Source organism: Sphingopyxis lindanitolerans (assembly GCF_002993885.1).
GTDB lineage: Bacteria > Pseudomonadota > Alphaproteobacteria > Sphingomonadales > Sphingomonadaceae > Sphingopyxis > Sphingopyxis lindanitolerans.
Genome location: NZ_CM009578.1, coordinates 1,458,831 through 1,473,259, shown reverse-complemented (window position 1 = coordinate 1,473,259; position 14,429 = coordinate 1,458,831). Strand labels below are relative to the sequence as shown.

Below are 14,429 nucleotides of genomic sequence, written 5' to 3'. Positions count from 1 at the left end.
TATCAAGCGCCGCCTGTCGCGGCCATGAATTTCGCTGCGTGCCCGGCTTTCGCCCCCTCTTGCCTATCGCCCGGCAAGCGCCGATAGGGCGGCCCCATGTCGCACGCCAATCCCCGCCCCGCAACGCTCGCCTGCTGGCTCTGGATCGTGGCCTTGCTCGTGATCGCCATCGTCGCCGTCGGCGGCATCACCCGCCTGACCGAATCGGGCCTGTCGATTACCGAATGGAAGCCGGTGTCGGGGATATTCCCGCCGTTCAGCGACGCGGCGTGGCAGGCCGCGTTCGAGAAATACAAGCAGATCCCCGAATATCGCGAGATCAACGCCGGCATGTCGCTCGCGGCGTTCAAGGGCATCTTCTTCTGGGAATGGCTGCACCGCGTCCTCGGCCGGCTGGTCGGGGTCGCGCTGCTCGTGCCGCTGGCCTATTATGCCTGGCGGCGCGCGATTCCGGCGGGCTATGGCTGGCGGCTCGTCGGGCTCGTGGCGCTCGTCGGACTGCAGGGCGCGATCGGCTGGTGGATGGTCGTCTCGGGTCTTGCCGACCGCACCGACGTCAGCCACTTCCGGCTCGCGACGCATCTGCTGACCGCGCTCTTCCTGCTCGTCGCGCTCGTCTGGACCGCGCGCGACTTTGCGGTGATGGCGCGCGATCCCGGCGCGCGCCGGGCGCGGCCGACCGGCGCGGCGATGCTGGTGATCGCGATCCTGTTCGTCCAGTTGATGCTCGGCGCCTGGGTCGCCGGGCTTAACGCCGGCTATGTCGCCAGCACCTGGCCGTCGATGAACGGCCGGTTCGTGCCCGAAGGCATCGACTGGTCGCACGGGGCCTGGTTTGCCTTCACCAACGACCCCTTCCTTGTCCATTTCCTCCATCGCTGGTGGTCGTGGGTCGCGGCCGTCGCGCTGCTGTTGCTGGCGCGGACGCTCGCGCGCCGCGGCGCGCGGATCGAGCCGAAGCTGCTGCTCGTCGTCGTCGCGGTGCAGATGACCCTCGGCATCCTGACCGTGGTGACCGGCGTGTCGATGGAGATCGCGGCGCTGCACCAGGTGACGGGCGCGATCCTCGTCGCGGTGACGGCGGCGGCGCTGCATCGACTGGGCCGCCCGGCCGCATGATCGGCACGGCGTTGCTGCTGCTCGCCGCGCAGCCCCTGCCGCCCGCGTCGCCGCCGGCGGCGCTCCTGACCGCCGCGCCGTCACGGTTTGCGCCGCCGACCGATCGGCCGATGGTCTATCGCGTCACCACGCGGCGGCTGGCGCGCGATGGAACGATGGCGAGCTATGCCTTGGTCTATGACCTCCAGTGGAGCCGGGCGGGCCGCGGCGTGCGGCTGGTCGCGATTCTGCGCGGGATCGAATCCGACGCGGCGCCCGACGTCGTGCGGGCGGTGACCGCAATGCTGCACCCACTGGTCGATCAGCCGATAAGCTATTTGATCGCCTCCGACGGTAGCGCCATCACGCTCGTCGATCCCGATGCCCTCTGGCAGCGCGTGCTCGGCCGGGCGCAGGACATGGGCGCGGCGGCGACGCGGGGCGAAGCGAAACAACTGGCGGGCCTGCTGGCCGCGCTGCCGCCGGCAGAGCGCGAAAAACTTGCCACGGCGGATGTTCGCGCGCTCGTCGCGGCGGCGAATCCGGCGATCGAGGAGGACGCTCCGGGTCTGTCCGTCGAGCAAAAGGGGGTCTTGCGCACCGTGACGAAATCCGAACGGGCCACGATCAAGGCCGGAGCGGGCGGGGCCGAACCGATCGGGATCGATACGACATGGACGATCGACACGACGACCGGACTGGTCATGAGCGAGCGCCGCCGGACCTGGATCGCCGCCGCTCATCCCGGCGAACGCAAGCTCGTCGAGGAGCGCATCCGGACGCTCGCCGCCGGCGAATAGGCGATAGGGTATTCTGATACCCGTCAGCAAAGCCGCTGCATAGTTGACTTTTTGTGCGTTCGGGGTCATTGGCCCGCTCCGAAGCGCCGCTTCGTTCCTTTTGGGGCGGCGGCGCGGTTTGTTTCGGGCGGCGGCTTTCCCATCGCCCTGGTCCCTATCTGTCAAGGAGGTCGCCATGATCAAGGCGCTGACCAAGACGACCGCATCGGCGAACGCCGCGACGGTCGAGAAGAAATGGGTGCTGATCGACGCCGACGGTCTGGTCGTGGGCCGCGTTGCGTCGATTATCGCCAACATCCTGCGCGGCAAGCACAAGCCGAGCTTTACCCCGCACGTCGATTGCGGTGACAATGTCATCGTCATCAATGCCGAGAAGGTGGCGTTCACCGGCAAGAAGATGGCCGACAAGCGCTATTACAAGCACACCGGCTATGCCGGCGGCATCAAGGAAACCAGCCCCCAGAAGATTTTGGAAGGCCGTTTCCCCGAGCGCGTGCTCGAAAAGGCCGTCGAGCGGATGATCCCGCGCGGCCCGCTCGGCCGTCAGCAGATGCGCAACCTGCGCATTTTCGCCGGCGCCGAACATCCGCATGAAGGGCAGAGTCCCGAAGTGATCGACGTCGCGTCGATGAACCGCAAGAACAAGGTGGGTGCATAATGGCTGACGAACAGACCATGACCGATCTCAAGGATCTCGCCGGTGCCGTTGAAGGCGCCGCCGTCGCTCCCCAGATCTCGACCGCGCCGCTGCGCGAAAAGATCGTCGACAAGCAGGGCCGCGCCTATGCGACCGGCCGCCGCAAGGACGCCGTCGCCCGCGTGTGGGTCAAGCCCGGCACGGGCAAGATCACCGTCAACGGCCGCGACCAGGAAGTCTATTTCGCGCGCCCGACGCTGCGCCTCGTCATCAACCAGCCGTTCGGCCTGACCGAACGCGTCGGCCAGTATGACGTGATCGCGACCGTCAAGGGCGGCGGCCTGTCGGGCCAGGCGGGCGCCGTTCTGCACGGCATCGCCCAGGCACTGACCCGCTTCGAGCCCGCGCTGCGCGGCGTCGTCAAGACGGCCGGCTTCCTGACCCGCGACAGCCGCGCGGTCGAGCGCAAGAAGTACGGCAAGGCGAAGGCCCGCCGCAGCTTCCAGTTCTCGAAGCGCTAACAGCTTTTTCCACCGACGGGTGGAGAAGGGGAAGGGCGGTCCGGCAACGGGCCGCCCTTTTTCCATGGGGAAACGGGGCGACTGGCGGTCCGCTTTGGGGTGGGGCGCGGCCATATAATGTCGTCATGCTGAACTTGTTTCAGCATCCATGGCCTGCGCTCACGTCCAGCGCCGCGCCGAAGGAGACGGCGGGCCATGGACCCTGAAACAAGTTCAGGGTGACGATGGTGGAGAGGTGGGCTTTTTGGTCGCTTCCGGCATTCCAACAGGGGGCTAGAGCAGGTCCAGGCTCCCCAGCATCAGCGCCTGCCGCGCCGGGCGTTCGGCCATGACCGCGAACATCTCGTCGCCGCGCGCCGTGCGCTCGACGCTCATCGATGCGAAGACCGCCATGAAATAGCCGCTGAGCGCGCCGGCGCGATAGTCGGACCAGAGGCCGGCTTCGTCGGGATCGATCCCGCGCGCGCGGAGCGCCGCGAGCCAATGGTCGAAGGCGGGGCGGTCGGCGGCGGCGCGCTCGACCGGGTCGGCGATGCTGGTGCCGACCAGATAGGCGAGATCGGCCGCGCCGCTGCCGCGCCCCAGCGTCTGCCAGTCGACGAGCCAGCAGCGCGCTCCGCCCGGCGCGAACAGGATATTGTCGATCCGAAGATCGCCGTGGACGATCGTCCGCGCCGCGGCCTGGCGCGCGAGATAGGCGTCGATCTTTTCGACGATCCCCGCACCCAGGTCGAGCACCTCGGGCGCGAGCCGGTCGGCATAGCGTTCGCGAAATCCGGTGTAGAATTGCGGGAAGAGCGCGCGGATCACATCGCCGTTGTCGCGCACGAGCCACGGCAGCGTATCGAGCCGCGGATCGTCCCAGAGCAGGGCGTGCAGCCCGGCGGCGGCATCGATGCACGGTGCAAGCCCGGCGAGACCGAGCCCGGCGAGTTGGTCGCCCTGCCGCGCGGGGGCGAGGTCGGACAGGATCAGCACGAAATCGACGTCGTCGTCGGCGATCTCGGCATGGTGGCAATGCGGCGCCGCGACTCCGCTTCCCGCCGCAAGCTCGCGATACCAGCTCACTTCCTTGACATAGGTGCCAGTGAGCTTGGCGATGCTGCGGCTCGCCTCGTCGTGGCTCGGGCATTTGGCGACGACCGTGGCGGGCACATCGACGTCGCCTGCCCAATTGCCCGCCCAATCGAGCGTCAGGCGGAAGCTGTCGCACATCTGGCCGGTGCCGACCTTGGCGACGCTGAATCCGCGCAGCGCATCGGGCGCCTGCCCCAGTTTTTCTGCCAGCCAGGCCGGACTCATCGCCGCGGGCGAGGTCGGGAAGCTCATGCGGCGGGGTCCATCAGGCCGGTCAGGCCGGTCGGGGCGTGCGGGCCGACGAACAATTGTTCGAGCACGCCGACGCCGCGATGCGTGCTGCCGCCGTCGGTAAGCTCGGCGGTGACGAGCGCCTGGATATGCATCGCGAGCGGATTGCCCCAGCCGCGTTCGGGTTCCGTCAGGCTGTCGTGCGCGACAGCCGGTTCGGGGCCATGGTCGAGGCCGTGGCTCCAGAGCGGATGGGTGTAGCCAAGTCCGCTCATCGCGAACACCGGGCCGGTCGGGTTCAGCACCAGCGAGCGGCCGCTGCCGAGGTCGGCGGTCATGCGCGCGATTCGCCGCGTTCCCGCCTGCCAATCGACCGCGAAGGTCGCGGCGTCGAAATGCTGCTCGTTCCCGCCCCCGGCTCCGCCGTCGCCGACGATCACCGCGCGGCGGTTCCACGGATGGCCCGCGCCATCGTCGTTGCTGTGGAAGAAAAGCGAGCGATCGCCGAAATTGCACGGCGTCCACAGCCAGAAGAATTGGTTGAAATTGCCTTGCGGAGGCGGTTGCGGCTCGCTCGCGCCGACCGGGCGGACGCCCCAGCTCCGGTCGCGCGTGCCCGCCCAGTCGCTCGCCGCGTCGATGCGCGCGCCGTCGACCGACAGCCAGCCCGACCAGCGCCCATTCTGGGTCATCCGCGTATAGTCCATGAACAGGCGCGTGCCGTTGCGGCGGATGAAGCGCGGCTCCTCGATCGGGAAATGGCGGCCGGTGAACATCAGTTCGGCGGCCAGCGGGCCATCATTGGCCGCGATGCGCAGCGTCACGACCTCCAACGGCATGTCGATGCTGAGCGCGATCGGGCCGACCGACAGGTCGAGCCGCTCGCCGCCCGAGCGGCGGCTGGCGCGCAGGTTATGCTGCACCCCGTCGACGATGACGCAAAAGCTTGCGTCGACGATGCCGAGCTGCGGATAGAATCCCATCGCCGCGGCAAAGAAGACCGACCCGTCGGGGCTGGTGCCGTTGAAGAAATAGCGGTCGTAGAAGTTGCGGTCGGTGCCCGCGAACGCAATCGGCTCGCTGGTCTGATGCAACGGAAAATCATCGCCTTTTGTCAGCATCGTCTCTCATCCCGTTTTTTATTGCAACGTAACGGGATAAGGCGCGGCGTCAATGCTCTGCCGGCGCGTTCCAAGCTTCATCTTGTTCGCTGCGGCGCAGCCCTGTAGGGCGCGGGGCCTGTGACGGGGCGCGAAGTCAAAGGACGGCGTTTGATCAAATTCATCATCGTGGCGGTGCTTCTGCTGCTGCTGTTCGGCGGCGGCACGAAAATGATCGTCGCGGGCGGCGCCAAATCGCTCGACATGGCCGACCGGCTGCTCGGCTCGGGCGGCGGGGCGCGGCTGCTGCTGGCCGGCCAGCTCTATGGCAACGGCCCGCGCCAGTCGCTCGACATCTGGGTGCCCGAACAGGCGCGCGAAGGCGACAGGTTGCCGGTGATCATCTTCTTCTATGGCGGCGGCTGGAGCAGCGGGGCGCGCGAAAGCTATGGCTTCGTCGGCCGCGCGCTCGCGCAAAAGGGCTTCGTCGTCGTCATCCCCGACTATCGCCTGACGCCCAAGGCGCATTGGCCCGATTTCCTGAAGGACAGCGCCGCCGCCGTCGCCTGGACGCATCGGCATATCGGCGGCCTTGCGGGCGATCCCGATCGGATCGCGCTGATGGGCCATTCGGCGGGCGCCTATAATGCGGTGATGCTGGCGCTCGATCCGCAATGGCTGCGCGCCGCGAACAGCGATCCGTCGATCCTTCGCGGGGTCGCGGGGCTGGCCGGTCCCTATGATTTCCTGCCGATGGAAAAGGGCGGGCTCGCCGAAAAGGCGATGGGCAAGGTGAAGCCGGCGGAAAAGACGCAGCCGATCGCTTATGCGCGCGGCGACGCGCCGCCGCTGTGGCTGGCGAGCGGCGAGGAGGATGCGACGGTGCGCCCGCGCAACAGCCAGAATCTGGCCGCCGCAATCGAAAAGGCGGGCGGTTCGGCCAGCTTGCGCCTCTATCCGGGCATCGGGCACAGCGGCATCGTCATGGCGCTGTCGGGGCCTTTTCGCTCGCGCGGGCCGGTGCTTGAGGAGGCGAGCGATTTCCTGCGCGGGGTGACCGGGCGGCGGGTCGCCGCGGTCCGCGAGGCTGCGCCATGACGATCGCCGCGATCGTGATGGCGGGCAGCCGCCCCGGCCCCGATCCACTGCTGACCGGCAGCGGGGCGTCGACCAAGGCGTTGTTGCCGGTCGCGGGGCAGCCGATGCTCGTCCATGTCGTGCGCGCGCTGCGTGCTTCGCCGCTTGTCGGGCCGATCACCCTGCTCGCGCAGAATAGCGCCGAGCTGGCGGCGGAGCCGGGCCTTGCGGGTCTCGCCGACCTGCATTTTTCGGATTCGGGGCAGGGGATCAGCAGTTCGCTCGCCGCCGCGCTGCCCGACGACGACGCGCCGGTGCTGGTGACGACCGCCGACAATGTCCTGCTCACGCCTTCGATAATCGCCGAGTTTCTGGTCGGGGCCGAGGATAGCGACGTCGCGGTGGCGATGGTCGAACGGCGGGTGCTGCTCGCGCGCTATCCCGAATCGCAGCGCACCTGGCTGAAATTTCGCGGCGGCTGGTGGTCGGGCGCGAACCTGTTCCGCCTGCGCGGGCGCCGGGTGCTGCCCTTGCTCGACTTCTGGGGGCGGATCGAGCGCGACCGCAAGAAGGGGCTGAAAATCATCGCCGCCTTCGGCCCATGGCTGCTGCTCGGCGCGGTGCTGCGGCTGTTCACCATCCAGCAGGGTATCGCGCGTGCCGGGCTGCGTTTCGGCCTGGAGGCGCGGGTGGTGCCGATGTCGGAGGGCGAAGCGTGCATCGACGCCGACAAGCCCGCCGATATCGTGCTGATCGAGAGGATCATGGCGGGGCGGAACGCAAGCTGATCGTCATTGCGAGCGCAGCGAAGCAATCTCCAGCTATCGATGCGGCGCGATGATAGCTGGAGATTGCTTCGCTGCGCTCGCAATGACGGCAGGCGTCAGGCCTCCGCCAACGCCGCATCCACTGCCGCGATTGCCAGCGCCAATTCCTCCTCATAGGGAATCGTCGCGTCGATATCGACGATCGGGGCGCCATGGAACGTCAGCAGCGGCACCGTATCGACCTTGCGCGTGATCAGCGCGCGGTCATGGTCGGGCTTGCGCGCCATCACCGTGTCGACATCGACGTGCAGCCGAATGACGAGCGTCGGGACATAGGTCGCCATGGCGGCATAAAGCGCGCGCTCCTCGGCCTGCATCGCCGCGAGGCGCGCATGGGTCGCGCGGCCGGCGAGGATCGGGCCGTCGTGGAGGCCAGGCACCTCGATCTGCGGATAGCGGTCGGTGACGATCGTCACGCCCGCGCGGCGGCGACCCAGCAGGTGCTCGAATTTTGCGCGGCGCTTCTTCGATTTGTTCAGCGCATAGCGCGCCGCGAGCCGGCCGGGGATCGGTTCATCGGGCTCGCGCAGCCGGTCGGCGATGCGGTCGAGGAAGCGGTGCAGCGGCGGGCCGATGATCGGCCAGCGCCCGATGCGCCGCCCCTGTTCGCCCGAGCCGAGGCCGAGATAGCCGCTCTCGGCCTGCCGCGTCTTTTGCACATGCGCGAGCAGATCCGCCGACAGGGTCGACTTGCCCGACCCGTCGCTGCCGACGACAGCAATAAGGGGAGCGAGCCCGCCCCCCATCAGTTCAGCTCAATTCCTTGAAAAAGCCGACCATCTTCAGCCCGCCGATGACGAAGCGGACGACGACGAGCGCGCCGAAGGCATAGACCCAGTTCCACTGCTGAGCGGTCAGCGCGTCGAAGTTGAAGTCCATTCGCGCGAACCAGGTCAGGAACACCGTCGTCGCGAGGAGGAACAGCTTGTTCTGCTCGCGCCAGATCATGCGCTTCCACCAGAAGGAATATTTGGGTTTCACCCAGCCCGACAGGCGCGGGAGGAGCGCGGGGACGTCCTTCGCCCATTCGGCGTGCGCCGCGCCGAACTTTTCGCGCAGATATTCTTCCTCATAGATCGAGATGCGCTCGTAGATCAGGACGCCAAGCAGGAAGACGATGGCGCCGAACACCCAGCTTCCCGACAGCATCGCGAGGCCGGTGAAATTGAGGATGCGGCCGACATAGAGCGGGTTGCGCACCAAGCTGTAGGGGCCGGTGGTGTTGAGCTCGCTCGCCTCGGCGGCGACCTTGGCGCGGCCCGAGGTGCCGAGCGCGGCCCAGCCGCTGGTAAAGACGCGGACGATCGCGCCCGCGCTGGCGACGCCGAGCGACAGCCAGAACCAGGCGCAGTCGGCGCTTGCGGTCTGGAACGGACCCCAGTCCTTGGCGCACCAGGCGATCAGCACCGAGATGGCGATGGTGATGTAGATATAGGTGCCGCGAATGAAAAAAAGGCGCTTGCCGCTGCGGGCGAGTTCTTGCTGATACATTGGATTTCCGCCTGTTGGCCGCATCGCGCGGCAATTACGTGGCGTCTCCTCTAACCGATTTTGCGGCCAAATTAAGACCGAAACTACACGAGACGCAGCTTGCGAGCCGTCTTGCCCAGCGAGGCGCGGTCGGCGTGGGGCAGCGCGAAGCGCAGCGACGACCAGATCGCGCCCGCGGCGATCAGCGCGATCAGCGGCAGGGCGGCGGCGTCGGGCAGGCCGCTGACGAGCAGCGCGAGCCCGCCCGCCGCGATCGTGATCGCGAGGCCGCGCAGCGCCACTTTCGGGAATCGATGGTCGAAAGGATGCAGCCGCTCGCCCGTCGCAAGCTGGAGCATCGGAATGCCCGCCATCACGACGAGCCCGATCGACATGGCAAGCGTAACCCCGGTCAGCGCGTCGAGATGGCCGAGGATCAGCCAGCCGGCGGCGATTGCGACGACCACCCCGACGATGCTGGCGGTAAGCTGGTGGCGGAAGGCCGCGACGACCTGGAGCACCGGCATCGAGATGCCGAGCACCGCCTCGAGCGCGCGCGCGAAGAGCAGGATGATCACCGCCGCCTGCGCGACATGCGCCTGCGCCCCGAACAGCCCGAGCAGCGACGAACTGCCCGCCGCGAGCACCGCCGCGAGCGGCAATGCGATCGCCGAAATGAGGCGCGTCGCATAAGCATAGATGTCGGCGACCTGCGCGCGGTCCTCGCGCTCGGCGCTGGCGGCCAGCGGCGCCATCACATAGACGAAGGCGATGCGAACGAGCTGGACGACGCTCGACAGCTTGCGCGCGATCGTGAACAGGCCTGCCGCCGCCGCGCCCGCCGCGCCGGGGAGCAGCAGGTTGAGGATCAGCGCCGGCGCGTCACCGAACAGCCGCGCGATGATGTTCGACGGCAGGATCGACAGCCCGGCCCAAAAGGTGTTGCGCTCGACATCGCTGCCGCGCCCGCCGCGGAACAGATCGGCGAAATGATAATAGCGGGCGAGCAGGCGGACGCAGAGGATGGCGGTGATGCCGAGCGAGCAGAGATGCGCGATGAACAGTCCCTTGAGCCCGAGCCCGCCGGCGAAGAACAGACCCGCGAACACCAGCCGCATGATCTGTTCCCAGACGATCCGCAGGCGGATTTCGGCGCCGAACACCATCCGCGCGCGCATCGCCGAGGTCGCGATCTCGACGAAGGCCCAGAGCGGCAGCGCCCAGGCGAAAAGCTGGATCGCGGGCACGACGAGCGGCCGGTCATGCTCGGCGACGTTGAGGAAGGGCGCAAGCTCGGCGGCGAAGGCCGCGACCAGCGCCGCGACGACCAGGCACGGTCCGATCCCGAACAGCATCGCGGTGCGCAGCGCCCCCGCGGCTTCGGCGTCGCTCGCCGATTGCGGCACGGTGCGCTGCATCGCGCTCGTCATGCCCATGTCGAAGATATTCTCGAGCAGGTTGATCGTCGCCCACAGCACCGCATAGAGGCCATAGCCCGCGAGCCCGAACATCAGGACATAGAGCGGCTGCGCGACGATCTCGACCACCGCGCCCAGCCGCGCGAGCACCGTCGTGCCGAGCCCCTTTGCGACGCTGCGGCTGGTAACGGTGGGTTGGGCGGTCTCTTCGTTCATCGGGTGCGGCCGTAGCACTATTCATGGCAAAAAAAAGCCATGTGCTCCCGCCTTTGCGGGGATACACGCCTTGAAAATGAGGCCCAAATGTGCGCCATCACCCCTTGCCGACTCTGCCCAATGGGTCTAGTCCGACCCGCGATTGCACATAGGGGAATCTGCGCCATGGCCGAATTTCGTCTGCCCAAGAACAGCCGTATCCAAAAGGGCGGCACGGTCCACAAGGCCGAGGGCGCGGCGAACGTCAAGACGTTCAAAGTCTATCGCTATAATCCCGACAGCGGCGAGAACCCGCGTTTCGACACATTCGAGATCGATACCGATACATGCGGCCCGATGGTGCTCGACGCGCTGATCAAGATGAAGGGCGAGCAGGACAGCAGCCTGACCTTCCGCCGCTCGTGCCGTGAGGGCATTTGCGGCAGTTGTTCGATGAACATGAACGGCAAGAACGGCCTCGCCTGCACCACCGCGATCGAGGATCTGAAGGGCGACATCCAGATCACCCCGCTGCCGCATATGGAAGTCATCAAGGATCTGGTCCCCGACTTCACCCATTTCTACGCGCAATATGCGTCGATCGAGCCGTGGCTGAAGACCAAGACGCCGACGCCGAGCGGCAAGGAACGCCTCCAGTCGCCCGCCGAGCGCGAAAAGCTCGACGGGCTTTACGAGTGCATCCTGTGCGCCTGCTGCTCGACGAGCTGCCCCAGCTATTGGTGGAACAGCGACAAGTTCCTTGGCCCGGCGATCCTGCTCCAGGCCTATCGCTGGCTCGCCGACAGCCGCGACGAATATACCGGCGAGCGCCTCGACGAGTTGGAAGACCCGTTCCGCCTCTATCGCTGCCACACGATCATGAACTGCGCCAATGCGTGTCCGAAGGGCCTGAACCCCGCGCGCGCGATCGCCGAGATCAAGAAGCTCGAGGCCGAACGCCAGGTCTGAGCGCCGGGTTTGATGGGGGCCTGACCCGCATCGACCGATATTTCCGCTTGCGTCGCCGGGCTGCACACGCTTGAGCCGATGTGCGCGCCAGGCGCGCGCGGCAGGACGGATAGTGCACAGCATGAACGACGGGATCGAGGAACCGAAGCGGCGCGAGAATTTCAGCGCCGAGGAATTGGCCGACGGCTGGGTCAGTTGGAATCTCAAGGATCCGAGCCGCTTCAACGCCTTCATCGAGCCGCTGTCGGTTCGTGTCGAGCGGCCGACCGAGGATGGCCGCCCGCGCGCCCGCGTCCGCATGTCGCCGGAACGCAAGCACAGCAACCTTGGCGATAATGTCCATGGCGCGGTGACGCTGGCGCTCGTCGATATCGCGCTGTTTGCCGCCTCGCACCAGTTTGGCGCGCTCGACGCGGGACATTCGGTGACGCTCGACCTGTCGACCCAGTTCGTCGGCGCGGGGCGCGTCGGCGAGCCGCTCGATGCCGTCGTCGAGCTGGTCCGCGAAACCGGTCGGCTGATCTTCCTGCGCGGACTTGTCGTGCAGGGGAAGGACGACAGTCATATCGTCCTGACCTTTGCCGGGACGATCCGCAAGGCGAGCCGGAAATGATCACTGTTCTCGCGGCCTATGACGCGCTTGTCGCGGGCGGCGAACTTCGGCCCGATCCCGAGCAGCGCGCCGCCGCCGAGCGGCTGAACGCCTTGCAGGAAGCGCTCGAAGCCGCGCCGCCGCGCGGCAGCCTGCTCTGGCGCATCGCGGGCCGCAAGCCGGAAGCGCCGCGCGGCGTCTATCTGTGGGGTGCGGTCGGGCGCGGCAAGTCGATGCTGATGGACCTGTTCTACGACCAGCTTCACATCCAGCGAAAGCGGCGGGTCCATTTCCACGCCTTCATGCAGGAGGTCCACGCGCAGATGCGCGAGGTGCGCAAGACCGAGAGCGGCGACCCGATCCCGCAGGTCGCATCGGCGCTCGTCGAAAATATCCGCTGCCTCGCCTTCGACGAGATGGTCGTGAACAACAGCGCCGACGCGATGATCCTCTCGCGCCTGTTCACCGCATTGATCGACCGCGGCGTCACCGTCGTCGCGACGTCGAACCGGCCGCCGAGCGACCTTTACAAGGACGGGCTCAACCGCGAACATTTCCTGCCCTTCATCGCGCTCGTCGAGGCAAAGCTCGACGTGATGGGGCTCAACGGGCCGACCGATTACCGCCGCCACCGGCTCGGCGACGGCCAGCGCTGGTTCGTCCCCGCCGACGATAGCGCGAGCGCGGCGCTGTCGGCCGCCTTCTTCCGCCTCACCGACTATCCGCCCGAGGATCGCGCGCATGTCCCGACGCTCGATCTCGACGTCGGCGGCGGGCGCCTGCTGCACGTTCCCAAGGCCTTGAAAGGCGTCGCGGTCTTTTCGTTCAAGCGATTGTGCGGCGAGGCGCGCGGGGCGGCCGACTATCTGGCCGTCGCGCGCCATTTCCACAGCGTGATCATCGTCGGTATCCCGCGCATGGGCCCCGAAAACCGCAACGAGGCGGCGCGCTTCGTGACGCTGATCGACGCGCTCTACGAATATAAGGTCAAGCTGCTCGCCAGCGCGGCGGCGGCGCCCGACGCGCTGTATGTCGCGGGCGACGGCGCGTTCGAGTTCGAGCGCACGGCAAGCCGGCTCGCCGAAATGCAGTCCGACGATTATCTGGCGCTCGGCCACGGCCAGGACGACGCGAACGGGTGACGCTGCTGTCGCAAGGCGATCGCGCGGCCCGGTGTGGAGCTTTGCATTTGGGTTTGTTGTTATTGCGAACTATTTGCAAAGAAAGGCGGTTTTTCGCCTTTTTGGCGGTTGTTTCCTTAGGGGAATCGGCGTAGGGGCGTCGCCAGTCTTGGGACCGGAACGGGGCGTAGAGCCCGTGCCCCCGTCGGTCCGTGAACCTTTGCCGGGCTTGCCAGGAAGGGAGTGCCGCGCGCCATGGGACGCAAGAAGATCGCATTGATCGGAGCCGGGAATATCGGCGGGACGCTGGCGCTGCTCGCCGCACAAAAGGAACTCGGCGACGTCGTCCTGTTCGACGTGGTCGAAGGCGTGCCGCAGGGCAAAGCGCTCGACCTGTCGCAGGTCGGCCCGGTCCAGGGCTTTGACGCAAAGATCACCGGCACCAACGATTATGCCGACATCGCCGGCGCCGACGTCATCATCGTCACCGCCGGGGTCGCCCGCAAGCCGGGGATGAGCCGCGACGATCTGCTCGGCATCAACCTCAAGGTCATGAAGGCCGTCGGCGAAGGCATCAAGGCCAACGCCCCCGACGCTTTCGTCATCTGTATCACCAATCCGCTCGACGCGATGGTGTGGGCGCTGCGCGAATTCTCGGGCCTGCCGCACAACAAGGTCGTCGGCATGGCCGGCGTGCTCGATTCGGCGCGCTTCAGCCACTTCATCGCCGACGAATTCGCGGTGTCGGTGAAGGACGTGAACACCTTCGTCCTCGGCGGTCATGGCGACACGATGGTCCCCGTCGTCCGTTACTCGACGATCAACGGCATCCCCGTTCCTGATCTGGTCAAGATGGGCCTGTCGACGCAGGACAAGATCGACGCGATCGTCAAGCGCACCCGTGGCGGCGGCGGCGAGATCGTTGCGCTGCTCGGCACCGGTTCGGCCTTCTATGCCCCCGCTGCGAGCGGCATCGCGATGGCCGAAGCCTATCTCGGCGACCAGAAGCGCGTCCTGCCCTGCGCCGCTTATGTCGATGGCCAATATGGCGTCGACGGCCTCTATGTCGGCGTGCCGGTGCAGATCGGCGCGGGCGGCGTCGAGAAGGTCGTCGAGATCGCGCTCGACGACGCCGACAAGGCGGGGCTTCAGGTCTCGGTCGATGCGGTCAAGGAACTGCTCGAGGCGTGCAAGGCGCTGGATTCCAGCCTCGCTTAAAAGAGTTTGTGCCCCCGCGAAGGCGGGGGTCCATCACCCGCGCTCGCGAAATGGGGCGGCGGGTGAACCAAATGTCTG

The 14,429-nt window shown here is 67.1% G+C and carries 15 protein-coding genes; 10 read left to right on the top strand and 5 right to left on the bottom strand.

What is annotated here, in order from left to right:
- The first annotated feature begins 96 nt into the window (after window positions 1-96).
- From CVO77_RS07065 to rpsI, 4 genes are all read left to right on the top strand, one after another.
- Window positions 97-1,119 carry a COX15/CtaA family protein gene (locus CVO77_RS07065; RefSeq protein ID WP_105998513.1) on the top strand — a complete coding sequence of 341 codons (1,023 nt, stop codon included), beginning with the start codon at window positions 97-99 and terminating at the stop codon, window positions 1,117-1,119.
- The gene (locus CVO77_RS07060) at window positions 1,116-1,898 is read left to right on the top strand and encodes a hypothetical protein (RefSeq protein WP_105998512.1); all 783 of its coding nucleotides are present in this window, start codon (window positions 1,116-1,118) and stop codon (window positions 1,896-1,898) included. Before CVO77_RS07065 ends, CVO77_RS07060 begins: the two co-directional genes overlap by 4 nt.
- A gap of 178 nt (window positions 1,899-2,076) precedes the next feature.
- Window positions 2,077-2,556 carry a 50S ribosomal protein L13 gene (gene rplM / locus CVO77_RS07055; protein WP_106000702.1) on the top strand — a complete coding sequence of 160 codons (480 nt, stop codon included), beginning with the start codon at window positions 2,077-2,079 and terminating at the stop codon, window positions 2,554-2,556.
- The gene (rpsI, locus tag CVO77_RS07050; RefSeq protein WP_105998511.1) at window positions 2,556-3,056 is read left to right on the top strand and encodes a 30S ribosomal protein S9; all 501 of its coding nucleotides are present in this window, start codon (window positions 2,556-2,558) and stop codon (window positions 3,054-3,056) included. Before rplM ends, rpsI begins: the two co-directional genes overlap by 1 nt.
- A gap of 273 nt (window positions 3,057-3,329) precedes the next feature.
- Here rpsI and CVO77_RS07045 read toward each other — a convergent pair whose 3' ends face one another.
- Window positions 3,330-4,385 carry a phosphotransferase family protein gene (locus CVO77_RS07045; RefSeq protein ID WP_105998510.1) on the bottom strand — a complete coding sequence of 352 codons (1,056 nt, stop codon included), beginning with the start codon at window positions 4,383-4,385 and terminating at the stop codon, window positions 3,330-3,332.
- On the bottom strand, window positions 4,382-5,485 hold the full coding sequence (locus tag CVO77_RS07040; protein ID WP_105998509.1) for an Rv3169 family protein: 1,104 nt from the start codon (window positions 5,483-5,485) through the stop codon (window positions 4,382-4,384). The genes CVO77_RS07045 and CVO77_RS07040 overlap by 4 nt, the downstream gene beginning before the upstream one ends.
- A gap of 150 nt (window positions 5,486-5,635) precedes the next feature.
- On the opposite strand from CVO77_RS07040, the gene CVO77_RS07035 reads away from it, so the two are divergent.
- Window positions 5,636-6,562 (top strand): alpha/beta hydrolase, encoded by a 927-nt coding sequence (locus tag CVO77_RS07035; protein WP_105998508.1) that lies wholly within the window; start codon window positions 5,636-5,638, stop codon window positions 6,560-6,562.
- Window positions 6,559-7,329: a nucleotidyltransferase family protein gene (locus tag CVO77_RS07030; RefSeq protein ID WP_105998507.1), complete on the top strand. Its 771-nt coding sequence runs from the start codon at window positions 6,559-6,561 to the stop codon at window positions 7,327-7,329. Before CVO77_RS07035 ends, CVO77_RS07030 begins: the two co-directional genes overlap by 4 nt.
- 95 nt (window positions 7,330-7,424) lie before the next feature.
- Here the strand turns inward: CVO77_RS07030 and CVO77_RS07025 are convergent, their stop codons facing one another.
- From CVO77_RS07025 to CVO77_RS07015, 3 genes are all read right to left on the bottom strand, one after another.
- On the bottom strand, window positions 7,425-8,114 hold the full coding sequence (locus tag CVO77_RS07025) for a nucleoside/nucleotide kinase family protein (protein ID WP_105998506.1): 690 nt from the start codon (window positions 8,112-8,114) through the stop codon (window positions 7,425-7,427).
- A gap of 4 nt (window positions 8,115-8,118) precedes the next feature.
- Window positions 8,119-8,859: a methyltransferase family protein gene (locus CVO77_RS07020; protein ID WP_158258017.1), complete on the bottom strand. Its 741-nt coding sequence runs from the start codon at window positions 8,857-8,859 to the stop codon at window positions 8,119-8,121.
- A gap of 83 nt (window positions 8,860-8,942) precedes the next feature.
- On the bottom strand, window positions 8,943-10,472 hold the full coding sequence (locus tag CVO77_RS07015) for a lipopolysaccharide biosynthesis protein (RefSeq protein ID WP_105998504.1): 1,530 nt from the start codon (window positions 10,470-10,472) through the stop codon (window positions 8,943-8,945).
- A gap of 165 nt (window positions 10,473-10,637) precedes the next feature.
- Here CVO77_RS07015 and CVO77_RS07010 point away from each other — a divergent pair, with 165 nt between their 5' ends.
- From CVO77_RS07010 to mdh, 4 genes are all read left to right on the top strand, one after another.
- Entirely contained in the window at window positions 10,638-11,420 is a 783-nt protein-coding gene (locus tag CVO77_RS07010; RefSeq protein ID WP_105998503.1) for a succinate dehydrogenase iron-sulfur subunit, read from the top strand.
- A 121-nt stretch (window positions 11,421-11,541) separates the two neighbouring features.
- Entirely contained in the window at window positions 11,542-12,033 is a 492-nt protein-coding gene (locus CVO77_RS07005; RefSeq protein ID WP_105998502.1) for a PaaI family thioesterase, read from the top strand.
- Window positions 12,030-13,154: a cell division protein ZapE gene (zapE, locus tag CVO77_RS07000; protein ID WP_105998501.1), complete on the top strand. Its 1,125-nt coding sequence runs from the start codon at window positions 12,030-12,032 to the stop codon at window positions 13,152-13,154. Before CVO77_RS07005 ends, zapE begins: the two co-directional genes overlap by 4 nt.
- A gap of 234 nt (window positions 13,155-13,388) precedes the next feature.
- The gene (gene mdh / locus CVO77_RS06995; protein WP_105998500.1) at window positions 13,389-14,351 is read left to right on the top strand and encodes a malate dehydrogenase; all 963 of its coding nucleotides are present in this window, start codon (window positions 13,389-13,391) and stop codon (window positions 14,349-14,351) included.
- Window positions 14,352-14,429 lie beyond the last annotated feature (78 nt).